Raw genomic sequence first — 21,183 nt, 5'->3', positions numbered from 1 at the left:
ACACTTGCCAAAAAAAGGCCGCCCGGGTATGTTGCTTCCGGGTTTACTTTCGCCCGACGACGCTACCCTAACCCTGCCGCAAAAACCGGACCGAGTTGATCAGGCCACATGAAAAAGATCGTCCAGCAGCAAGTCTTGCGCGCATTCCACCGCGCTACTGCCAAGCTCACCACAGCGGGGCGGCGCTACCTGGTGCTTGCCGTCGCCCTGCTCTGCGCCTCTACTGCCCTGGCACAACAGATCAGTGAAACCGAGTACCAGACCAAACTGAAATCGCTGCAAGACGCCATCGAGCAACTACAGCGCGAGCTGCGTTCGGTGAAAGACTCCCGCGATGAACTGCAAAACAACCTGCAGCAATCGGAAACCGACATTGGCGAATTGATCAAGAAAATTGAACGCATCAAAGGCGAACTCAAAGAGCAGGACGCGCAACTGCACCAACTCAACGATCAACGCGACCAACTGCGCGGCGATCAGCGTCAACAGCAACACCAGATCGCCCAACAGGTCAACGCCTCCTACCGGCTGGGCCGGCAGGGCAACCTGAAATTGCTGCTCAACCAGGAAGACCCGGCCCGGGTGGCGCGCATGTTAAAGTACTACGATTATTTCCTCGACGCCCGCGCCGATAAAATCGACACCTACCTGGACACCATCGCCGAGCTGAACCAGATCGAGCCGCGCATTAAAGACAAAACTGAGCAGTTGGCAAAACAACGCAACACACTCGAACAGCGCCACCGCCAGTTGACCGACCGCCAGACCGAGCGGCAACGCACCCTCGCCAAACTCAACGCCACCATCACCGATAAAGACGCCAACCTGAAAAAACTCGCCCGCGACCGCGCCGAGCTGGAACAGGTGTTGCGCCAAGTTACCGATACCCTGGCCGGCCTCAGTCTGCCCGGGCAGGATACCCCGTTCGCCAGCCTGCGCGGTAAACTGGCCTGGCCCGCCCGCGGCCGCCTCGCCCACACCTTCGGCAGCACCCGCGCCGCCGGCAAAATGAAATGGGACGGGGTGATGATCAGGGCCAGCGCCGGCACCGCGGTGGCGGCGATTCACCACGGCCGGGTGGTGTTCTCCGACTACCTGCGCGGTCACGGGCTGTTGCTGATTATCGACCACGGCGGTGACTACATGAGCCTCTACGCTCACAATCAGGCTCTCTACAAAGACACCGGCGACTGGGTCGAGGCCGGCGAGACCATCGCCAATGTCGGCGCGAGCGGCGGCCTGACCCGGGCGGGCCTGTATTTCGAGATTCGCCACCGGGGCAAGCCCACCAACCCGGCCAACTGGTGCAGGGGCTGATTAGGCGTGGCTTTCAGACCCGGTTGATGCATAATATCGGGCCATAGATTCACCTTAGCGGTCCCACTATGTACTGTCGCTACTTTGGTCTGCAGGAACCGCCGTTTTCCATTGCGCCAAACCCGCGTTACCTGTTTATGAGCGAGCGCCACCGGGAAGCCCTGGCGCACCTGCTCTACGGGGTCGGGGTCGGCGGCGGCTTCGTGTTGCTGACCGGCGAGGTGGGCACCGGCAAAACCACCGTCAGCCGCTGCCTGCTGGAGCAGTTGCCGGACAACACCGATGTAGCCTTTATCCTCAACCCCTACCTGGACGCCGCCGAGCTGCTGGCCACCCTGTGCGAAGAGCTGGGTATCGACACCGACGGCAGCAGCAGCCTGAAAGAACTGAACGAGCGGCTCTACCAGTTTCTGCTGGAAAATCACGCCAAAGGCCGCAACACTGTCCTGCTTATCGACGAGGCGCAGCACCTGCAATACGAAGTGCTGGAGACTATTCGCCTGCTGACAAACCTCGAGACCAATACCAAAAAGCTGCTGCAGATCATTTTCGTCGGCCAGCCGGAACTCCAGGCACTGCTGGCCAAGCCCTCACTGCGGCAGTTGGCCCAGCGCATCACCGCCCGTTTTCATATCGACCCCCTCAACCTCGCCGAGACTGAGGCCTATATCGCCCATCGCCTGCGGGTGGCGGGCCTGCCGGCCAACCAGCAACCGTTTTCACTGGGTATCATCAAAAGCATATACAGCATCAGCGGCGGCATCCCCCGTATTATCAACGTGCTGTGTGACCGCATGCTGCTCGGCACCTACTCCCAGGGTAAAACTGTGGTGGACCGCGGCACCTTGAAGCAGGCCGCGCTCGAGGTGATGGGCAAGGACCCGGACAAGGTGGAGATCAAACCCCTGCTGTTGCCGGTGGCGGCAGCCTGTGTGCTGATAGTCGGTATCGCCGGGCTCGCCTGGTGGCAGTGGCCGCTGACCGCGACACCCGCCGCGCCGCCGGTGGCGGCAAGCGCACCGGCAGAGCCGATAGCGGGATCGGGATTTGAGCCGGGGCCGGAGCCAAGGTCAAACGCCAGACCAGAGCCGCAGATGGCGTCACCGTCAGCACCGCCACCAGCATCCACGGCGGCTAACGCGACGCCGTCGAGCCCCGCAACCCCGGCACCGGTTGCCGTGACTCTGCCCCCCTCCCCCGCGGTAGCCACTATCGACACCGACCCGGCGACCTATCTGTACACCAGCGAAGAAGAAGCGCTCAATCAACTGTTGCTGGCGCTGGGGGTGGCCCAGTACCCGGCCCAGGCGCCCTGTGCTGACATCGTCGCCCGGGGCTGGCGCTGCGAGCGCCAGACGGTAAAAAGCTGGCGCGAATTTCGCGAAATCAACCGCCCGGCCGTGCTGGCGCTGAGGTCGCGGGATACAGAGGAAACCCAGTACGCGGCCCTGGTCGGCATCGAGCGATCCCGGGCCAATATCAGTTTTGACGGCGAGTCGGCCCTGCTGCCGCTGACCAGCCTGGGCGAGAGCTGGGACGGCGAGTTTCTGTTTATCTGGCGCCCGCCGGAGGACTTCCGGCGTCCCATCAGCTTGGGCGACAGCAGTTCCACGGTGGAGTGGCTGGCGATCACGTTTGCACGCATGGACGGCGGCGTCGGGGTCTGGTCGGGGGAAGAATTCGACAGCCATCTGTCGGAGCGGGTCAAGCAGTTTCAACGGCGTAACAATATCGACGCCGACGGCATTGTCGGAATAAAAACCCTGCTGAAGCTCAACGACCAGCTGGGTATTGATAAAACACTCGATAAGCGTGCGCTCGCGCACAATGGCAGCAACGAAAAAGGCTAGGGCCTGTTAACACTATTTGAGCTGGCTCTGTTGGGCCTGAAGCGGCGCCAATCTAGGCGCGAGGAGTGTGGTTTGGTAGCATCAAATGAGCGACGAGCAACGACGAGTGGCGCCGCTTCAGGCCCAACCCGGAGGGCTGGACCTCTCTTGCCGCTCAGCGGCGTTATCAGTCGCTCATTTGGGATGAAACTACGCTCCTTCTGCCTTGCTGAGCGGCAAGAGAGGTCCAGCAGAGCTAACTCAAATAGTGTTAACAGGCCCTAGCGATGTCTTATATCTTGGACGCTCTGAACAAGTCCGAACAGGAGCGCCGGCAGCAACTGGATGCCCCGAGTCTGCAGTTGGCACCGACCGGGAACGACGCCAGGTCCGGCGCCAACTGGCTGTTGCTGATTCCGAGCCTGGTCGTACTGGTGGCGATCGTCGCCTTTGCCGGCTACCGATTGCTGCCCGGCGTCGACATACCGGCGCCGGAGGCAACCGCAGCGCCGGCGCAGCGGGCGCTGCAACCGGACACTGCCAACCCCCCCGCCCGGCACCGGGGCGCGGCGACTACGGCGGACACGACAGCCGCGACCGGATCGATGGCGACAGGCGCAGACACCCTTGCCAGTCGTGCCGCCAGCGCGCCCCCAATACCGGCGGGAGGCGCCGATAACGCGGCGAATGCCGCCGACATTCCCTACCTCGCGGACTTACCCTGGTCATTTCGCGGCCAGGTGCCGGATATCGATTACAGTGCCCATGTCTACTCTGAGAACGGCGGTACCGGCTTCGTGATCCTCAACGGCTCCATGCGCTACGAGGGCAACAATGTCGGCGGCGGGCTGACGGTACGTGAAATTCTGCCCGCGGGCGTGGTGCTCGAATACCGGGGCCGACAATTTCGCCTGGACGCCATGAAAAGCTGGCGCCAGCGCTAGCGGCGCACAACCGCTTCGCAGGCCTTGATCCGGACCGCCAACAGTGGTTACATGAACGCTACATCAGCTACTTGCCTAGCGCCTGATCCCACCTCGTGCGGCAACCGGTGCCCCGGGCGAGTTAATTTGCGATCCGATGCGAATTATTGCCCCGCCCACCGGTCTACAATGGGTGTCGAGTAGTATAAATTTGCTGTGACTGTCCCCCAAAATCCGGTCTCAAAAAGCCCGGTCCCGGATAGCCCGGGTCGAGGTCGACAGCGTCGTTTCAGGAGTCTCGTATGCCCTTGCGCCGTATCACCCACTCTCTGGCCGCCACTGCGCTGGTGCTGGCCGCCGCGTCACCGCTGAGCCACGCCGCGGAGGCCCTCGACCAGCCCGAGGGCCAACTGCCTCTGAACGACCTGCGTATCTTCACCAAAGTCTACGATCATATTCGCAATGGCTATGTCGAGGAGGTGACCGACGCCACCCTGCTGGAATATGCCATCAAGGGAATGCTGTCGGAACTCGACCCCCATTCCTCTTACCTCGATGCCGTCTCCTACGACGACCTGCAGGTTAATACCAAAGGCGAATTTGGCGGCCTGGGTATTGAAGTCGGCATGGAAAACGGTTTCGTCAAGGTCATCTCTCCCATCGACGATACCCCGGCGCGGCGGGCCGGCGTGGAGGCGGGGGACCTGATTATCAAACTCGGGGACAAGTCCGTTAAGGGCATGAGCATGAGCGAGGCGATCAAGGAAATGCGCGGCCCCAAGGGCAGCGATATTATCGTCACCATTGTTCGCGAGGGTATCGACCAGCCTTTCGACCTCACCATTACCCGCGACATTATCAAGGTCAAAAGCGTGCGCGCGCGAATTCTCGAGCCGGGTTACGGCTATGTGCGGGTGGCTCAGTTCCAATTGGGTACCGGTAGCGACCTGGTCAACGCCATTCACGATCTGCAGGAACAGGACCGCGAACTCAAGGGTCTGATTCTCGATCTGCGCAACAACCCGGGCGGTGTGCTGCAGGCCTCAGTGGAAGTGACCGACGCCTTCCTGGAGGAGGGCCTGGTTGTCTACACCGAGGGGCGCATAGCCAATGCCGATCTGCAATACAGCGCCAAGCCCGGCGATGAAACCGACGGCCTGCCTTTGGTAGTGCTGATCAATGACGGCTCGGCTTCGGCTTCGGAAATTGTCGCCGGCGCCCTGCAGGACCACCGCCGGGCGGTCATTATGGGCACGGAGAGTTTCGGCAAGGGCTCAGTTCAAACGGTTATTCCCATCAGTGACGAGCGCGCCATAAAACTCACCACCGCCCTTTACTTCACCCCTAACGGCCGTTCCATCCAGGCCCAGGGCATAGTGCCCGATATCATCGTGGAGCGGGCCCGGGTCACCGCTATCCGCCCGCGCAATCGCCTGACTGAGGCGGACCTTTCCGGTCATCTGGACAATGCCAATGGCGGCGAGGAGAGCAAATCGAAGGACCGCGAAGCGGCCCAGCGCAACAATGGTGAGTTGCTTGATCGCGACAACCAGCTGTTTGAAGCGCTCAACCTATTGAAAGGTCTGCATATTTTCGCCCAGCAGCAGCAACCCGGTACCAAGGTGGCCCGCGCGGCGGAAGAGCAGTAAACCTCATCTTGCCGGCGCCCTCGAGCCTCCGGCGCCGGTGGCTCGGCATCGCATTTGCCGCACTCCTGTCAACGTCCTGCCCGGCGACGGCGGCACGCATCGCCATTATCATCGACGATATTGGCTACCACCTCGGCACCGGCCTGCGGGCGGCCAGGTTTCCGGCCCAATTGACACTGGCGGTCCTGCCCCACAGCCCCAACGGGGCAAGCCTGGCACAAGAGGGCCACAGCCACGGCAAAGAGATCATGTTGCACGCCCCGATGAGCAGTCTGCAGGACCTGCCTCTCGACACCGGCGCCCTGACGGACCAGATGGACCGCAGCACCTTCACCGCAACCCTGGCGGCCAATCTCGCTGCTGTGCCCTATATCAGCGGCGTCAACAACCATATGGGCAGCCGCCTCACCCAGGCGACCGAACCCATGGACTGGTTGATGCTGACTCTCAAGCAGCGCCGGCTCTATTTCGTCGACAGCCGCACCAGCGCCGCCAGCCGCGCCTTCGATATCGCCCGTGACCACCGCCTGCCCAGCCTGCAGCGGGATGTTTTTCTCGATAATCAACGCGATATCACTTATATCAGCGCGCAATTTGCCCGGCTTATCACCATCGCCAAAGCCAATGGGCAAGCGCTGGCTATCGGTCACCCCTATACCGAGACGCTTGATGTGCTGGCGCGCGAATTGGTGAGTCTGCAACAACACGGCGTCGAACTGGTGCCTGTTTCCGCCCTGCTGGCGCCGCCTCGCCCGACCCGGAATGAGGCTCCGGTCATTAAAATACGCCACTATCGTTGACTTCGGTGCCGCCCCACCGAACGCCTTCCATCAGTTTTTTGTTTACTTTGCCGCCAAAAAGCATAAAAATGGCGGCGTTATTCGAGGTAAGGATGGCTTTACGCTTGAGCAATACCGGCGGTATGGTTCTGGCTTCGTGTTGTAGACGCCGCTGTTGTGGATGTTATTGTTGTACGCGTCATTTGAGAGTCCCGATGGCGCGTCAATAGTTGCGGTTTAATTTTTGGCGTCTATAGTTAGTTTGAGATACAAACGAAAAATCAATGGAAAGATTGAACACAGTAATTAGGGTAGGTCGATATCATGACAAGTAATCGTTCTGGCGAATATGGCGAAGTTCCGGTACGGAATGAACGGGTTTTTCAAAAAAACAGCTACTGGTACTACACCACTCGCGAAGGTGTCGATATCGGTCCATTTGACAGCCGGGTAGCGGCCGAGGCCGGCGCCGAAGAGTTTGTAGACTTCATTCTGTCCGCCGGACCCAGCATGATCGCCACCCTCGAGCAATACGGTAAGCGAGCAGCCTGACAGCAGCCCCGCACAGCTCCCCCGACAGCCCACGGGGGCGCGCACGCACCCTACAGCCGCACCTCCACTCCCCGCTCACGCATATAGTGCTTGGCCTGGGGAACTGAGTATTCACCAAAGTGAAAGATGCTCGCCGCCAGGACGGCATCGGCCCTGCCGTCGATAATACCGTCCACCAGATGCTGTAGATTACCCACCCCACCGGAAGCGATCACCGGCACCGGTACCGCATCGCTGACGGCGCGGGTCACCCCCAGATCGAAGCCGTTTTTGGTACCGTCCCGATCCATGCTGGTCAGCAGTATCTCGCCGGCGCCGTAATCGGCCATACGCGCCGCCCAGGCCACCGCGTCGATACCCGTGGGCTGGCGGCCGCCATGGGTGAAAATCTCCCAGCGCGGCGCTGACTCGGGTCCGCTGACCTGCTTGGCATCTATGGCAACAACAATGCACTGAGCGCCAAAGCGATCCGCGGCGGCCTTTACGAACTCCGGCTCTTTGACGGCGGCGGAATTGATACTGACCTTGTCGGCACCGGCGTTGAGCAGCCGCCGGATATCCTCCAGGGTGCGGATACCGCCACCCACGGTCAGCGGAATAAACACCTCGCTGGCGATCTTTTCCACCGTGTGCACCGTGGTGTCGCGCTCTTCGTGGCTGGCGGTAATATCCAGGAACGTGATTTCATCGGCGCCCTGCTCGTTGTAGCGCTGCGCCACTTCCACCGGGTCGCCGGCATCGCGAATATCGACAAACTGCACGCCTTTGACAACCCTGCCCCGGTCGACATCGAGACAGGGAATAATGCGTTTTGCCAACGCCATAAGATCACCTCGCTGATCCAAATGCAGCTGGCACGCTCAACTCGAACCCCGCCGCTTAAACGGTATTTAGCCGCTACCGTTTACCTATCACCAGCTACCCATCGCAATAGCGCTGGGCCTCGCCCAGGTCCAGGGTACCCTCATAAATTGCCCGGCCGGTAATCGCGCCGCAAATGCCCCGATGTGCCTGCGCCTTGAGCGCCCTGATATCGTCCAGGTTGGTGATACCGCCGGAGGCGATAACCGGAACCGGCGCCACCTGCGCCAGCGCCACAGTGGCTTCCACATTGACACCCTGCATCATGCCGTCGCGGGCTATATCGGTGTAGACGATGGCCTCGACGCCGTCGGCGGCAAACTGCCCGGCCAGGTCCGCAGCCCGCATCTCAGAGACCTCGGCCCAGCCGTCGGTTGCCACCAGGCCGTTTTTTGCATCCAGTCCGACAATGATATGGCCTTTGAACTCGCGACACATACGACTCACAAAGGCCGGCTCCTTCACCGCCTTGGTACCGATAATCAGGTACTGCACACCGGCTTGCAGGTAGTGCTCGATGGTATCGGCGCTGCGAATACCGCCGCCGATCTGAATCGGCAGCTCGGGGTAGGCACGGGCGATGGCGGTCACCACTTCACCGTTGACCGGTCGCCCCTCGAAGGCGCCGTTGAGGTCCACCAGGTGCAGGCGGCGGGCGCCGGCGTCGACCCAGCGTTTCGCCATCGCCACCGGGTCGTCGGAAAATACCGTGGAGGCGTCCATATCGCCCTGCTGCAAGCGCACACACTGACCGTCTTTCAGGTCGATAGCGGGAATGACTAGCATAGGAATACCTTCAATCTATTGGGGTGCCGGCGCAGCCCGAATTAACACTGACCCTGCCAGGTGGTGAAGTTCTGCAAAAGCTGCAGGCCGGCGGTGTGGCTTTTCTCCGGGTGAAACTGCACGGCGAAGAGATTGTCGCGGGCGAGCGCCGCGGCAAAGTCACAATGATAGTGGCAGCGCCCCGCCACCTGCGACGCGTCACCGGCCTCGACATAGTAGCTGTGAACGAAGTAGAAGCGACTGTGCTGGGCAATACCGTGCCAGAGCGGGTGGTCCAGTGTCTGCTCCACCTGGTTCCAGCCCATATGCGGCACCTTCAGGTGCCGGCCGTCGGCGGCGCGCAGATCGCGGCCGAAAAAGCGCACCCGCCCGGGCAGTATGCCGAGGCAATCGACGCCGCCATTTTCTTCACTGTGCTGCATCAGCGCCTGTAAACCGACACAGATGGCCAGTATCGGTTTACCCGCCGCCACGGCATCACCGACCGCGGTGTCGAAACCGAGCCGGCGAATTTCACCCATGCAGTCCCTGATGGCGCCGACACCGGGGAAAATGATGCGGTCGGCGGCGGCAATCTCATCGCGCTCGGCGGTAATACGCACCCGCGCCCGGGGGGCGACATGAGCCAGTGCGCTGGCCACCGAGTGCAGGTTGCCCATGCCATAGTCGATCACGGCGATACTGTCGCTGCCGCCGGCTCCGGTTGGGGTCGTCATAATGTCAGAGCGAACCTTTCGTTGAGGGCAGGATATCGCCCATGCGCGGGTCTCTCTCCAGAGCCATGCGCAGGGCGCGGCCAAACGCTTTAAACACCGTTTCAATCTGGTGGTGCACGTTGTGTCCGCGCAGGCAGTCGATATGCAATGTCACCTGGGCATGATTGACGAAGCCCTGGAAAAATTCCCAAAATAATTCGGTATCAAAATCACCCACCCGCTTTTGCGTAAAAGGCACCTCCATCACCAGACCCGGACGGCCGGAAAAGTCCACCACCACCCGCGACAGCGCCTCATCGAGCGGCACATAGGCGTGCCCGTAGCGGCGAATACCTTTTTTATCGCCGACGGCCGCCGCCAGCGCCTGGCCCAGCGTAATACCGATATCCTCAACCGTATGGTGATCGTCTATATGCGTGTCGCCCTGGCAGCGAATATCGAGGTCGATCAGCCCGTGGCGGGCGATCTGGTCCAGCATATGCTCCAGGAAGGGCACGCCGGCATCCAACCGGGCACTGCCCTGCCCATCCAGATTGACACCGACACTGATCTGGGTTTCCAGGGTATCGCGACTCACTGTGGCCGTGCGATCCGCCATGGTTATCTCCGAAGGCTACTTTAACAGAGCGCGAATTATAAGGTGTGGCCAACCCCGGTGCCAGTCGCCGTTGCCGCTATCTGCGTCGCGCTCCCCCAGCGGGCGTCCCGTCCCGCACACAAAGCTCTGATAGCGCGTTATTTGCGGGGCAGGCACTGACCGGATGCCACAGCAATAATCGTGAAAGCACTTATTGCCTAGGCCGAATGTATGGTGAAGAGCTGGTCGAAGCTGGCATAGCGCAGCACCATGCGCACATCGCGGGAGCAGTGGGTGATCAACAGATCGTCTTTTTCCAATTGCGAATAATCCCGCAACAGCAGCAGCATGCCGAGCCCGGTGCTGTCGACGGCGGTACATTGTTTAAGGTTCACGGTATAGCGCGCAAAGCGCTGGCCCTGGCTTTCATAGGCGCGGCGGAAATCCCGGTGCACATCGAGGTTGAACGGACCGGAAACTTCGATAATCAACGCCTGCTCGGCGGCGTCCGGCCGCGCTGTCACTCGCTGTAAGTTCGACCCTGACATGGGCATTCCCGCTTGTTTAGGTTGTCCACATAGGAATTTCCGCAGGATTATACAGGGCGAATGGCATTTAATAGAACCATAAGATTCTGTAAAACCTTAATACCTAACAAATTAATCTAATAATACAACAAGGGGTGTTGCAGCTCGTTGTCGTTGTAAAACGACAGCCACAATTTCTCGGTGGCGGCATCCTGGGGGAAGTAGTTGTGAATAAAGACCTGGGGCGCGGAAAAATCCGGCGAGGGCTCCAGATTGGAAATCACCGTCAGACTGTGGGAGGTAATGTTCTCCAGATGCAGATGAATTTCATAGCTCGAGCCGACATCGGTACCCTGGGCCCGGGTCGCCCAGTCCGCCGGCACACCGGGGTAGGCCTGCAGCCACTCCATCAACTCCGCCAGCCGGCTGTCGCCGGTGAGCAACTGCTGCTCCTGGACCTTTAACAGCAGAATACAGGCGAGCCGCTCCCAATGGCGGATGCGCTGGCGCAAGCCCTCGTCGGAAAAATACAGATGGAACAGGTTGGTCCGCGCCGGTGGCCTGATGCCGCCGAGATAGGCCTGCACCAAGAGTATCCAGGCGCGGTTGCACATTTTGATCTCGCCACAGCGATCCACCACGATGCCCGGATAGGGGTCCTGCTTCTGCAACAACAGCCCCAGGTGACGGCGCAGGTGGTGGTGACGGTCGTCGTCCAGATCAATTTCCTCGGTCTCCGGCAGCAGTCCCGCCGCCACCAGCAACACATTGGTCTCGCGCTCGTTCAGGCCCAGCACCGCGGCCAGGCGCCCGATCATACCGCGACTGGGATTGGAGCGCCCGGTTTCCAGAAAGCTGACATGACGCGAGGGTGTCTCCAGCATATGCGCCAGCTGCGCCTGGCTGTGGCCCCTGACATTGCGCCAAAAACGCAGCAACCGGCCGAAGGCACCGTTTTGAGAGTCTTCGGCAAGGGGCCGGGTGTCGGGAGGCATAGGGCAATATCAGTTGTCAGATGAGTGGCGTCGGCGCCTCAAACAGGGCCATTACTTACCAGGGAATTGAGGGCAAATTATAGGGTGTGTCAGACTGCACGGCAATTTTTGCCCGGTTGCAGCTTTTTACAGCAGCTGTTTCCTGACTGCCGGCGTGGCGGCGCGCACGATACGTTGCGCTGATAAGCGGTATGTTTCGCTAAATAGCACCAGTATTCGCCGCCAACAAACGGCTTACCCGCGCATTTCAGCGACGCCGCAGTAGCTTGACGATTGTGGAAAGGCAGTTGGAAAAGCCCCGGTCAGAATGGTGCCAACCGCAGGTGTCCAGGCCGCAGAAACTGTCCAACCACGCTCCATTCCCACACGCTGTCTGCCGGGCCACAACACTAACAACGACTGACCAGATAACTGCATAGCCGGAAAGACGCCATTATCCCATGACCGCCCAGGCCTCCTTATCGACCATTGACCCACCCACCCCCGATACGACTTACCCGGTAACCCCGTTGCGCATCTGCCTGCTCGGCTATCGCAGCCACCCCCATGTCGGCGGCCAGGGTATTTATCTGAAGTATCTGAGCAAAGCGCTGGTGGAGGCGGGACATCAGGTAGATGTGTTATCGGGCCCCCCCTACCCTGAGCTCGACCCCCGGGTCGGCCTGATCAAATTGCCGAGCCTGAATCTGTTCGAGGCGGACAACCATGTCACCGCCCTGCGCTGGCGTCACCTGCGGTCGTTTTCCGACACCTTCGAATGGTTCACCATGCTCACCGGCGGTTTCGCCGAGCCCTACACCTTCGGCCGGCGGGCGGTGAAATACCTGCGCCAACACGGCCACCGCTACGACCTCGTGCACGACAACCAAAGCCTGTGCTACGGCCTGTTGACACTGCAACAACGGGGCCTGCCGACGGTGGCCACCCTGCACCACCCCATTACCCGCGACCGCGAGCTGGCCTTACAGGCGGCGCCCACCTGGCAACACCGACTGCTGGTCAGGCGCTGGCATTCGTTCCTGCGCATGCAGCGCAAAGTTGTGCGCAAACTGCAACATGTGATTACGGTATCGGCCCAGTCGCAGGCGGACATCGCCACCGCGTTTGGCCGGCCCACCGATGCCGTAGACCTGATTTACAATGGTATCGACACCGACACCTTCGCCCCGCGCCCGCATATCACCCGCCAGCCGATGCGTATCATGACCACCGCCTCGGCGGATCAGCCGTTGAAGGGCCTGCGCTACCTGTTGGAAGCCATCGCCCAACTGCGACCCCACTACCCCGACCTGACGCTGCTGGTTATCGGCAAGTTGGACCCCAAGGGTCAAACCCGCCGCCTGCTGGATAAACTCGGCCTCAATCGGGCGGTGCAGTTTGTCAGCGGCATTTCCACCGAAGCGATGGTCGACTACTACGCCAGCGCCAGCATCGCCGTGTCACCCTCGCTCTATGAGGGCTTCGGGCTGCCGGCAGGCGAAGCCATGGCCTGCGCAGTGCCGGTCATCTCCAGCGACGGCGGCGCGCTGCCCGAGGTCGTGGGCGATGCCGGTGTGGTGGTCAGGGCCGGTGACAGCGCGGCGCTGGCGGATGCTCTGCGCCAATTGTTGGACGATCCCGAACGCCGCCGTTACCTCGGTGCCGCCGGGCGCCGGCGCATACTGGAGCGATTTTGCTGGCGTGTCGCCGCCCAGCAGCTCAGTCGCTACTATCACAGCGTTATCGAAAAACAGGCCCCCGACCGCGCGGCGGCGCGCCTGCGCGAAACCACGGGAGTCGCCTGAACCATGCAGACCGTGGATTTTTCCCGTCTGAAAATGCAGCCGCACCAACGCCTGCTCGACCTCGGTTGCGGCGAGGGCCGCCACAGTCTCGGCGCTTATATGCTGCACGAGGCGATCGACGTTTACGGCGTCGACCTCAGTCACCGCGACCTGACCACCGCGGCACAGCGATTTCGTGAATTTGACGAACCCGACAATCCGCGCAAACGCCTGAGCCTGGCCGTCGCCGACGGCCTGCGCTTGCCGTTTGCCGACAACAGTTTTGACCGGGTGGTATGCGCTGAAGTGCTGGAGCACATTCCCGACTACCGCGGCATGCTGCGGGAAATCGACCGGGTGCTGAAACCCGACGGACTGCTCGCCATCAGCGTGCCGCGGGCCTGGCCCGAGCGCGTCTGCTGGGCCTTGAGCGAAGCCTACCACCGGGTGGAGGGCGGCCACATTCGCATTTTCAACGCCGCCGGCCTGCGCCGGGATGTAGAAAATCACGGTCTGCGCCGCTATGCCCGCCACTGGGCCCACGCCCTGCACGTGCCCTTCTGGTGGTTGAAGTGTCTGTTTTGGGGCCGGGACAATGCCTTTCTGGTGCGCCAGTACCACCGCTTCCTGGTTTGGGATCTGATGCAAAAACCCCGTATCACCCGCTGGCTCGACCGGTGCCTGAATCCACTGATGGGGAAAAGCGTCGTTATGTACTTTAAACGGGATGTCTCACTGTGAAAGGATTAAGCGCTTCAAAAGTTATGCTGCCCAAGGGACTGTTCCCGGAAAAACTGCTGCGCGGCACCGTGGACTATATTCTCGGGGTGCAACTGGCCGACGGCGCCATCCCCTGGTTCACCGGCGGTAAAACCGACCCCTGGGATCATGTGGAGGCCGCCATGGGCCTGGCCATCGGCGGCGAGATCGAAGCCGCCGAACGGGCTTATCACTGGCTCTACCGGCAACAACTGGCGGATGGCAGTTGGTGGGCCAACTATCAGGGCAACGAGCCGAGCAGCCGCGAACAGCGCGAAACCAATTTTATCGCCTATGCCGCCACCGGCATCTGGCACCATTTTTTAATCACCCGGGACCTGGACTTCCTCACTCGCTTTTACCCGATGGTGGAAAAAGCCATCGACTTCGTGCTGGATTTCCAGACCCCCAGCGGCGAAATCCACTGGGCAGTCAATGCCGACAACAGCCCCAAACGCGACGCCCTGGTAACCGGTTGCTCATCGATTTATAAAAGCCTCGAATGCGCCATCAATATCGCTCACACCCTGGGAGAAGACGGCGCCCGCTGGGTGGCGGCGCGGCGCCGGCTGGGCCACACACTGCGCCATCACCCGGAGTGTTTTGATCGCACCTGGGAGAGCAAGGCGCGCTATTCGATGGACTGGTTTTATCCGGTGCTGGCCGGTGTAATCGAGGGGGTTGAAGCCCGCCAGCGTCTTGCCGCCAGGTGGTCTGTATTTGTGGAGCCCGAACTCGGTTGCCGCTGTGTCAGCGACGAGCCCTGGGTGACCGTGGCTGAATCCTGTGAACTGACGCTGGCGCTGCTGGCGGCGGGCGATCACGCCAGTGCGGTCAACGTCTACAGTTGGCTGCACCAGTTTCTGGATCGCGACGGCGGTTACTGGACCGGCTATGTGTTTCCCGACAGCGCTATCTGGCCGGAGGAAAAAACCACCTGGACCGCCGGCGCCATCCTGCTGGCCGCCGATGCCTTGACCGAACACACCGGCGCCGCCCGACTGTTTACCCGAAGCCGCCTGGTCGCCCCGGAGCCGCTACCGGCGCCGGAAGAGGCCGAGGGTATTCACCGTCGGTAAGTGTTCAAACAGGCCCGACGCCCGCGCCAGTTGCCAGATATGGTAGGGCGCCTGACCGCCGTCGGCGGGATCGGGAAAGATATCGTGAATGGCGAGAATACCGCCGCGCACCACATGGCCGGCCCAGCAGCGGTAGTCTGTCTGCGCCGCCGCCTCGCTGTGGCCACCGTCGATAAACACCATGCCGAGCGGCGTCGCCCAGTGTCGCGACGCCACCGACGATGAAGTCACCAGCGGCACCACCGTATCGTCGAGCCCGGCCCGTGCCAGCGTGTCCCGGAAGACGGGAAAACTGTCCATGGCCTTTACACCGGCATCGTAAAGTTCGGGATCGTGATATTGTTCGCCCAACTGGTGTTCCTCCGAACCGCGATGATGATCGAGAGCGTAGAGGACACTGTTGTTCTGCCGGCAGGCGCAGCCCAGATAAACCGTCGACTTGCCGCAGTAGCTGCCGATTTCGAGACAGGGTGCCAGCGTCGAGGCCTGCAGCGCCATCTCAAACAGGGCCTCGCCCTCGTCAGCAGCCAAAAAACCTTTTACGCTATCGATATCAATGGGGAGAGAAACAGCCATGCAAACACCTGCGGTGCGGGAATTGAATCAGTCGATTAAAGAAACATGCGCTCGAGCACACAGTGCCGGCAACCATAGCGACTGTGACCGTTAAAAACAATAGCTACAAAAGGTATTTATCGTGCGCGAAGAGCATCGCCCTTACCTGGTAAAAAAATTTCTCAATCGCTACAACCAGTTTTATGTCGAGCATTTTTTCCGGTCTCACTTCGACTCTCTCGGCCGCCGGCCGCATATCCTCAATCCGCGTCATATCGATGTGTTCGGCCACCAGATTCACGCCGGCGACTGTATCCATATTATCAGCGCGCCGGACAACAAGGTAAAACTGACCACCTGGCGCAGCAAGCAAATGCAGGGCCGGCTCGAGATAGGCGACTACTGCCTGATTTCGCCCGGCACCCACATCACGGCGGGCAAGGAAATTGTGATCGGCAACAACTGCATGTTCGCCGCCAACTGTTATATCTCCGACAGCGACTGGCACGGCATCTACAACCGCACCCGCCCGTTTCGCTGCACCAGCCCGGTGAGGCTGGAAGACAATGTCTGGCTCGGCCACGGGGTGAAAGTCGGCAAGGGCGTTACCATTGGTGAAAACAGTGTGGTGGGCGCCGGTTCGGTCGTTACCCGGGACGTGCCGGCCAACGTTGTCGTGGCGGGTAATCCGGTGCGTATCGTCAAGCGCATCGATCCCCACCGGCGCATGCTGAAGCGCGAGGCGATGTTTGTCGACAGCGACCACTACTTCGAAAACCAGGATGAGCTGGATCGCTTTTTGCTCGCCGGCAATACCTGGTCGGACTGGCTGCGCAGCCTGTTCTGGCCCCGCAACACGGACTAAAACTGACAGCGGATTATTAAAAATTTACACCCGCTAATGCAATAGCTAGCCAATGGCCGCATCTGTGTTGTCTTGCGCGGACACTATCCTTGCCTATTTTAAATACGGATTAAACCAGAAAGCGAATTATTAAAAATTCGCACCCGCCAATACAATAGCCGGTCGATAGTCGTACCTGTATTTTACTGCGCCCGCTACCGGAGCCTGTTTTATTGACAATGCGGCTTTTGCGCCTACACTTTTCTTACACCCCCTATACCCGTCCTCGCGACAACTATCCTGAAATAAAGTGCTTTCTGTCAAGATAGTTGTCGCCGGGTTTCTTACCGTTGTAATCGCCGTCTATAAAAATTATCAGGGTGAATTCAATGACTACTCTCAGCAGACAACCGTTACTCGCTATCATCACCATTGCGTGGCTTGGCATTTCTTCGCTCAGCGTCAATGCCGACCACAACTGGCGTGCGAGCCGGGATATACCTCCTTACTTCGTGGACACAACCAAACTCCCGTTTACAGCTCTCCCCGATCTGCCGGCCCGGCAGTTGTGGGGTGTTATCCGCGGTGCCGGCTACCGTATCGAAGTACCCGACGCCTGGAACGGTGACCTGGTTATGTGGGCCCACGGCTTTCGCGGCGACGGCCTTGAATTGACCGTGGACAATCACCCGCTGCGCGCCTGGCTGTTGGCCAACGGCTTCGCCTGGGCCGCCTCGAGTTTCTCCCGCAATAACTACGAAGTGGGCCAGGCGGCGCTGGACAGCCACCGCCTGCGTCTCGCCTTTCGCCGGCTGGTGGCGAAGCCACACAGGGTTTATATGAGTGGCGCCTCCATGGGCGGGCATATCACCGGTGTGGTTATAGAGCGCTGGCCCTGGCGTTACAACGGTGCCCTGAGTATATGCGGCGTGATGGGAGACCTGGATCTGTTTGACTATTTTTTCGATTTCAGCCTGGTGGCCCAGTCCCTGGCGGATATCGAGGCCGAGTTTCCACCACCGGCGGACTACGCCACCGCGGTCATACCGGAAATCAGGGCGCAGTTGGAATTATTCCCAGACAGCTTTCCCTTTACCTTGAACCAGGCGGGGGAAAGTTTAAAACAGGCCACCCGGTTTTTGACCGGCGGAGCCAGACCCACCTTCGACCAGGGCTTTATTTTCTGGAACGGCGTGAATCGGGATTTTGTGCTGGGTCTCGCAGATGGCGACGGCACCCCGGAGGATTCCCGGCGGGTAGTGGTGGACACGACCGACAGCATTTATCAACTGGACGGCGATCCGAGCCTGTCGCCCGAAGAGCAGCGGCTGAACGACTCGGTCTTGCGTATTGAGGACGAGGGTCGCAAAAAATATCAGCGTGGCTTGCGGCTGCGCAGTATTCCCAAAATTCGCGGCAATATCCGCATGCCGGTGCTGAGCCTGCATACGCTGGGCGATCTGTTTGTGCCTTTTCATATGCAGCAGATATACGCCAGGCGCGTAGCCCGATACGGGCGTTCCCATCTGCTGGTACAGCGGGCGATCAGGGACTTCGGGCACTGTACGTTTACGCCCGAAGAGTTGAGCCGGGGTATGTCAGACTTGGTGGACTGGGTGGAGCACGGCAGCAGACCCGCCGGGGACAATATACTCGATCCACAGATCGTCGCCGATCCGGATTTCGGCTGCCGGTTTACCGAGGGCAGTCATGACTATGATTTTCCGTTGACGATTCCAGCGTGCTCGGGAGGGCAGTAAATACCCTGAAAGACGGCAGTTAGTTTGTAGGAGGGTGTTGAAAACAGGCAGATCCGGTTCAAAACATAACCCACTGGAAAACTCTAAGTCTGTGTGTCATAACTTGCAAACTTATTTCTAATGTAAAATACAGAAAATACAATTAACCCAACGTGCAGGGGCCATCCCAGCAATAGGTTAAGTGTTACTAGTGTATCTGCGTCTACCGGATAGAAACTTATTAATATCAATGCCTTAAAAAAGTAAACCGATACCCATATGTATGACAAACTTTGCCATATATTTAGGCAAGTCTTAGTGGAACTAAAATCCCAATCCCTCAATTCAGGCGATCCAGCTTCTGCAAACAGTTTAGGGATGGGCTCCTTGAACAGTGAAAACAATATAAATATGATGGCTACTTGAAGTGCGCCAATCAAAGATTTTATAAACAGTGTTTCTAACAACCAGCTATCGGGAATCAACCAAATAATACAGAGTTCAATTAGACCAAATAATGCGAATATGAATGCAACGTATTTTGTTGACTTCAAAAAAAAGCTGGCTACAATCGCGTAGATACCCGATGCTACAACAGCTTCAACCAAATCGAAATACCAGTAGGTCAGACCATAAATCAATGCCGGCAATATCATCGAAAGCACTGCTTCTCTATTAAACAATACTTGCTTGATAGTATTTATGCTTTCTGTGTTCATGTCCTAGGGCCTGTTAACACTAATTGAGTTAGCTCTGCTGGGCCTGAACAGGCCCTAGCTAACCTATGCTTGCCAGCGCCCAAATCAGTCGCGCGCTTTTCGCGTCGGCTGGATCTCTTTGTTATAACTCTTTACCGCGTTTATGACACCCTGTACAACAGGCTCACTTTGGAATATTTCATGATTTCCATCTATTGTAAATAGCTTCGATTTTTTTCCTGCTTTAATTAATGCACTATGATATTGGTTGGACAAATAGGGCTTAGTGGTGTTGTCGTTTCTGCCAATATAGATTGAGATTTTCGTTTCAGAGGCTACTGCGTTCACCAGGTCAATTGGTGACGAAACATCCAGTATAGCCCGGTCTCAATATGCCCACCGCAATCACATTTTTGCTCTCAAGAGAGATTCTTTTTGCGAAACGGTAGTGATAAGAAGGCCTTGAGAATGGGGAGTCACCATGTAAAGACACAACTAATACCGGTGTTTCAGTGAGCTTCTCACCCATATAGATTTCAGCCTGAGTACAAACGCCACTAACACACACTCGATTTAGGTGGTTTTTGCCTTCTGCTTCTAAGCATCTTGCAAAAAGTAAGATGCTTAGAAAAATTAACTTCTTCCATATATTCAAAATTAACTCCACAATCCGATCAAAAATTATGACGCTTACGGCAGGCGCGCTTTTCCGCATGGCCCTGCCTGTTTGTTAGGGCCTCTTTTACCAGCTAATATTAATTTTTCTGTGTTTTGCTACACAATCCCGTAGGTGGAGGTTAATAAGGCTTTGATAGGGAGCGCCCTCTTCATCAGCCATTGTTTTATACCAATCGATAACATCTTCACTAAGCCTCAACGCCGCATTCAGCGGCTTGTCCTTTGCAGCCATTTTTAGACAACTTTTGGAATTGCACTACTTTTTCTTTACTACTGGAATCCACCAACGCACTCCCATTTCGCCCATGGGCCTAAAGGCTATTGGAAAATAGGCTGCGATATCAGGTTTATTTCCATCTCGCTCATAACCAACAGAAGAAAACCATTCTCTATAGATATACCGATTGGTCTTCATTGCGGTTTTATAAGTACAATCAAATTCAGCGTAAGTGGCTGCCGGAACAGTATGAACTTTATGTTTACCAGTATCCATGTCGGATGGCACTTCCAAACCAAGCACATCTGTCATTTCATCTTTCTTGCTATTTTCTTTTGGGAGGTATACTGAAAGTAAAGGCGCGCCTGTTAAAGGACCGGGTTTTCCGTTAGTAAGTTGATAGAGTTTCTTGTAGCTATCTGAGGTTACATAGCCTTTCCAATACCTTGAGCCATTTTTGACAAAATCGTCAAATGTGAAATTTTTGCTTTTGCCAATAACCTTAAACGAAGGTCTTTTTACTATCTTATAATCCATTTTTTCTACACCTGTTTTTTCTAAGGGAAAGAAGACTCGGTTATATGCGGTCAGCTTTGCTCGAGATGAAAGAACGTCACTGGGGTTAATGCCGTGTACATTTCGGAATGCTCGTGTAAAGGCATTAGGTGAGCCGTATCCATACTCCAAAGCAATATCAACAACCCTCCCCTTCTCACTCACAAGATCCGCTGCTGCTAAAGTGAGCCTTCTCCTTCTTACATACTCGGCAAACGTAACGTTAAAGCAGGAAAAGAACACCCTATGAAAATGATATTTTGAGCAACATGCAATTTTGGCGACATCTTCAAGCGTAATAACACTATTTAGGTTTTCCTCAATGTAATCAACTGCCAAATTCATTCGTTTTGACCATCCCATATACCTAAACCTCCAAATGAGAAGTCATAGTAGCTAGCCAACCGAATATCTGTCTCACCTTTTTTTGCTATATATGACAGGCGTATAAAATGGGTATTTGCCTAACGCCCATATAAAAGGCCGACCGATAGGGAGGCCCAGTATAACGAAGTGAAGCGATTTTGATATCTTGGTTAGGAATTGCCCGCACGAATCAATTGCCTCTTATATTTGTTACACCAGCTATTTACAATCTTTGCACGATTAAGCATTGCTTCTGGCGGAAAGTGTTTAACAACTTCATCATAACGAATTTCTGCATATTCCGGCCGAAGTCGAACAGCTATTCCGGCGCATCGTGAACACCCAATCCGATCCAACGTGAACACGCATTCCGGCCCATGGTGAACACTTTGCCGATTTTTCCGGAATCGGTGTTCATC

The 21,183-nt window shown here is 57.8% G+C and carries 21 protein-coding genes; 11 read left to right on the top strand and 10 right to left on the bottom strand.

What is annotated here, in order from left to right; genetic code table 11:
* Positions 1-108 precede the first annotated feature (108 nt).
* The 6 genes from FKG94_RS27770 (at position 109) to FKG94_RS27745 (ending at position 7,049) form a co-directional block, all read left to right on the top strand.
* Positions 109-1,317: a murein hydrolase activator EnvC family protein gene (locus FKG94_RS27770; protein ID WP_142930219.1), complete on the top strand. Its 1,209-nt coding sequence runs from the start codon at positions 109-111 to the stop codon at positions 1,315-1,317.
* Positions 1,318-1,385: 68 nt separating this feature from the next.
* Positions 1,386-3,167 carry an ExeA family protein gene (locus FKG94_RS27765; protein ID WP_142930218.1) on the top strand — a complete coding sequence of 594 codons (1,782 nt, stop codon included), beginning with the start codon at positions 1,386-1,388 and terminating at the stop codon, positions 3,165-3,167.
* A gap of 266 nt (positions 3,168-3,433) precedes the next feature.
* Entirely contained in the window at positions 3,434-4,090 is a 657-nt protein-coding gene (locus FKG94_RS27760; protein ID WP_142930217.1) for a general secretion pathway protein GspB, read from the top strand.
* A gap of 281 nt (positions 4,091-4,371) precedes the next feature.
* Entirely contained in the window at positions 4,372-5,718 is a 1,347-nt protein-coding gene (locus tag FKG94_RS27755; RefSeq protein WP_142930216.1) for a S41 family peptidase, read from the top strand.
* 8 nt (positions 5,719-5,726) lie between these two features.
* Positions 5,727-6,518 carry a divergent polysaccharide deacetylase family protein gene (locus tag FKG94_RS27750; protein ID WP_179957843.1) on the top strand — a complete coding sequence of 264 codons (792 nt, stop codon included), beginning with the start codon at positions 5,727-5,729 and terminating at the stop codon, positions 6,516-6,518.
* A 303-nt stretch (positions 6,519-6,821) separates the two neighbouring features.
* Entirely contained in the window at positions 6,822-7,049 is a 228-nt protein-coding gene (locus FKG94_RS27745; protein WP_142930214.1) for a DUF6316 family protein, read from the top strand.
* Positions 7,050-7,099: 50 nt separating this feature from the next.
* Here the strand turns inward: FKG94_RS27745 and hisF are convergent, their stop codons facing one another.
* From hisF to FKG94_RS27715, 6 genes are all read right to left on the bottom strand, one after another.
* Positions 7,100-7,873 (bottom strand): imidazole glycerol phosphate synthase subunit HisF, encoded by a 774-nt coding sequence (gene hisF / locus FKG94_RS27740; protein ID WP_142930213.1) that lies wholly within the window; start codon positions 7,871-7,873, stop codon positions 7,100-7,102.
* Between the two features lie 94 nt (positions 7,874-7,967).
* Positions 7,968-8,696 (bottom strand): 1-(5-phosphoribosyl)-5-[(5-phosphoribosylamino)methylideneamino]imidazole-4-carboxamide isomerase, encoded by a 729-nt coding sequence (gene hisA / locus FKG94_RS27735; protein ID WP_142930212.1) that lies wholly within the window; start codon positions 8,694-8,696, stop codon positions 7,968-7,970.
* A 41-nt stretch (positions 8,697-8,737) separates the two neighbouring features.
* Positions 8,738-9,412, bottom strand: coding sequence for an imidazole glycerol phosphate synthase subunit HisH (gene hisH, locus FKG94_RS27730; protein ID WP_142930211.1), 675 nt, complete (start codon positions 9,410-9,412; stop codon positions 8,738-8,740).
* Between the two features lie 4 nt (positions 9,413-9,416).
* Entirely contained in the window at positions 9,417-10,010 is a 594-nt protein-coding gene (hisB, locus tag FKG94_RS27725) for an imidazoleglycerol-phosphate dehydratase HisB (protein WP_142930210.1), read from the bottom strand.
* Positions 10,011-10,207: 197 nt separating this feature from the next.
* Positions 10,208-10,537, bottom strand: a complete 330-nt coding sequence (locus FKG94_RS27720; protein WP_179957842.1) for an STAS domain-containing protein — start codon at positions 10,535-10,537, stop codon at positions 10,208-10,210.
* A 116-nt stretch (positions 10,538-10,653) separates the two neighbouring features.
* Complete coding sequence (locus FKG94_RS27715; protein ID WP_142930208.1) at positions 10,654-11,511, bottom strand: helix-turn-helix domain-containing protein; 858 nt, start codon at positions 11,509-11,511, stop codon at positions 10,654-10,656.
* A 440-nt stretch (positions 11,512-11,951) separates the two neighbouring features.
* On the opposite strand from FKG94_RS27715, the gene FKG94_RS27710 reads away from it, so the two are divergent.
* Genes FKG94_RS27710 through FKG94_RS27700 form a run of 3 tightly spaced genes read left to right on the top strand, consistent with a single transcriptional unit; the run spans position 11,952 to position 15,112 of the window.
* Positions 11,952-13,295 carry a glycosyltransferase family 4 protein gene (locus tag FKG94_RS27710; protein ID WP_142930207.1) on the top strand — a complete coding sequence of 448 codons (1,344 nt, stop codon included), beginning with the start codon at positions 11,952-11,954 and terminating at the stop codon, positions 13,293-13,295.
* Between the two features lie 3 nt (positions 13,296-13,298).
* Positions 13,299-14,015 (top strand): class I SAM-dependent methyltransferase, encoded by a 717-nt coding sequence (locus FKG94_RS27705; protein ID WP_142930206.1) that lies wholly within the window; start codon positions 13,299-13,301, stop codon positions 14,013-14,015.
* 23 nt (positions 14,016-14,038) lie between these two features.
* On the top strand, positions 14,039-15,112 hold the full coding sequence (locus FKG94_RS27700; RefSeq protein ID WP_142930227.1) for a prenyltransferase/squalene oxidase repeat-containing protein: 1,074 nt from the start codon (positions 14,039-14,041) through the stop codon (positions 15,110-15,112).
* On the opposite strand, the gene FKG94_RS27695 is transcribed toward FKG94_RS27700, so the two are convergent.
* On the bottom strand, positions 15,071-15,688 hold the full coding sequence (locus FKG94_RS27695; RefSeq protein ID WP_142930205.1) for a class I SAM-dependent methyltransferase: 618 nt from the start codon (positions 15,686-15,688) through the stop codon (positions 15,071-15,073). The genes FKG94_RS27700 and FKG94_RS27695 overlap by 42 nt on opposite strands.
* 121 nt (positions 15,689-15,809) lie before the next feature.
* Between FKG94_RS27695 and FKG94_RS27690 the strand changes: the two genes are divergently transcribed.
* Entirely contained in the window at positions 15,810-16,532 is a 723-nt protein-coding gene (locus FKG94_RS27690) for an acyltransferase (RefSeq protein WP_142930204.1), read from the top strand.
* A 368-nt stretch (positions 16,533-16,900) separates the two neighbouring features.
* Positions 16,901-18,271 (top strand): alpha/beta hydrolase family protein, encoded by a 1,371-nt coding sequence (locus FKG94_RS27685; protein WP_142930203.1) that lies wholly within the window; start codon positions 16,901-16,903, stop codon positions 18,269-18,271.
* An 83-nt stretch (positions 18,272-18,354) separates the two neighbouring features.
* On the opposite strand, the gene FKG94_RS27680 is transcribed toward FKG94_RS27685, so the two are convergent.
* From FKG94_RS27680 to FKG94_RS27670, 3 genes are all read right to left on the bottom strand, one after another.
* Entirely contained in the window at positions 18,355-18,969 is a 615-nt protein-coding gene (locus FKG94_RS27680; RefSeq protein ID WP_142930202.1) for a DUF3159 domain-containing protein, read from the bottom strand.
* 721 nt (positions 18,970-19,690) lie between these two features.
* Positions 19,691-19,858 (bottom strand): BrnA antitoxin family protein, encoded by a 168-nt coding sequence (locus FKG94_RS27675; protein ID WP_142930201.1) that lies wholly within the window; start codon positions 19,856-19,858, stop codon positions 19,691-19,693.
* A 24-nt stretch (positions 19,859-19,882) separates the two neighbouring features.
* The gene (locus tag FKG94_RS27670) at positions 19,883-20,743 is read right to left on the bottom strand and encodes an AraC family transcriptional regulator (RefSeq protein ID WP_179957841.1); all 861 of its coding nucleotides are present in this window, start codon (positions 20,741-20,743) and stop codon (positions 19,883-19,885) included.
* Positions 20,744-21,183: the final 440 nt, after the last annotated feature.

This window comes from Exilibacterium tricleocarpae (genome assembly GCF_007004655.1).
Classification (GTDB): Bacteria; Pseudomonadota; Gammaproteobacteria; order Pseudomonadales; family Cellvibrionaceae; genus Exilibacterium; species Exilibacterium tricleocarpae.
Note: the sequence above shows the minus strand (reverse complement) of the source record. Positions and strands in the feature narration are given on the sequence as shown.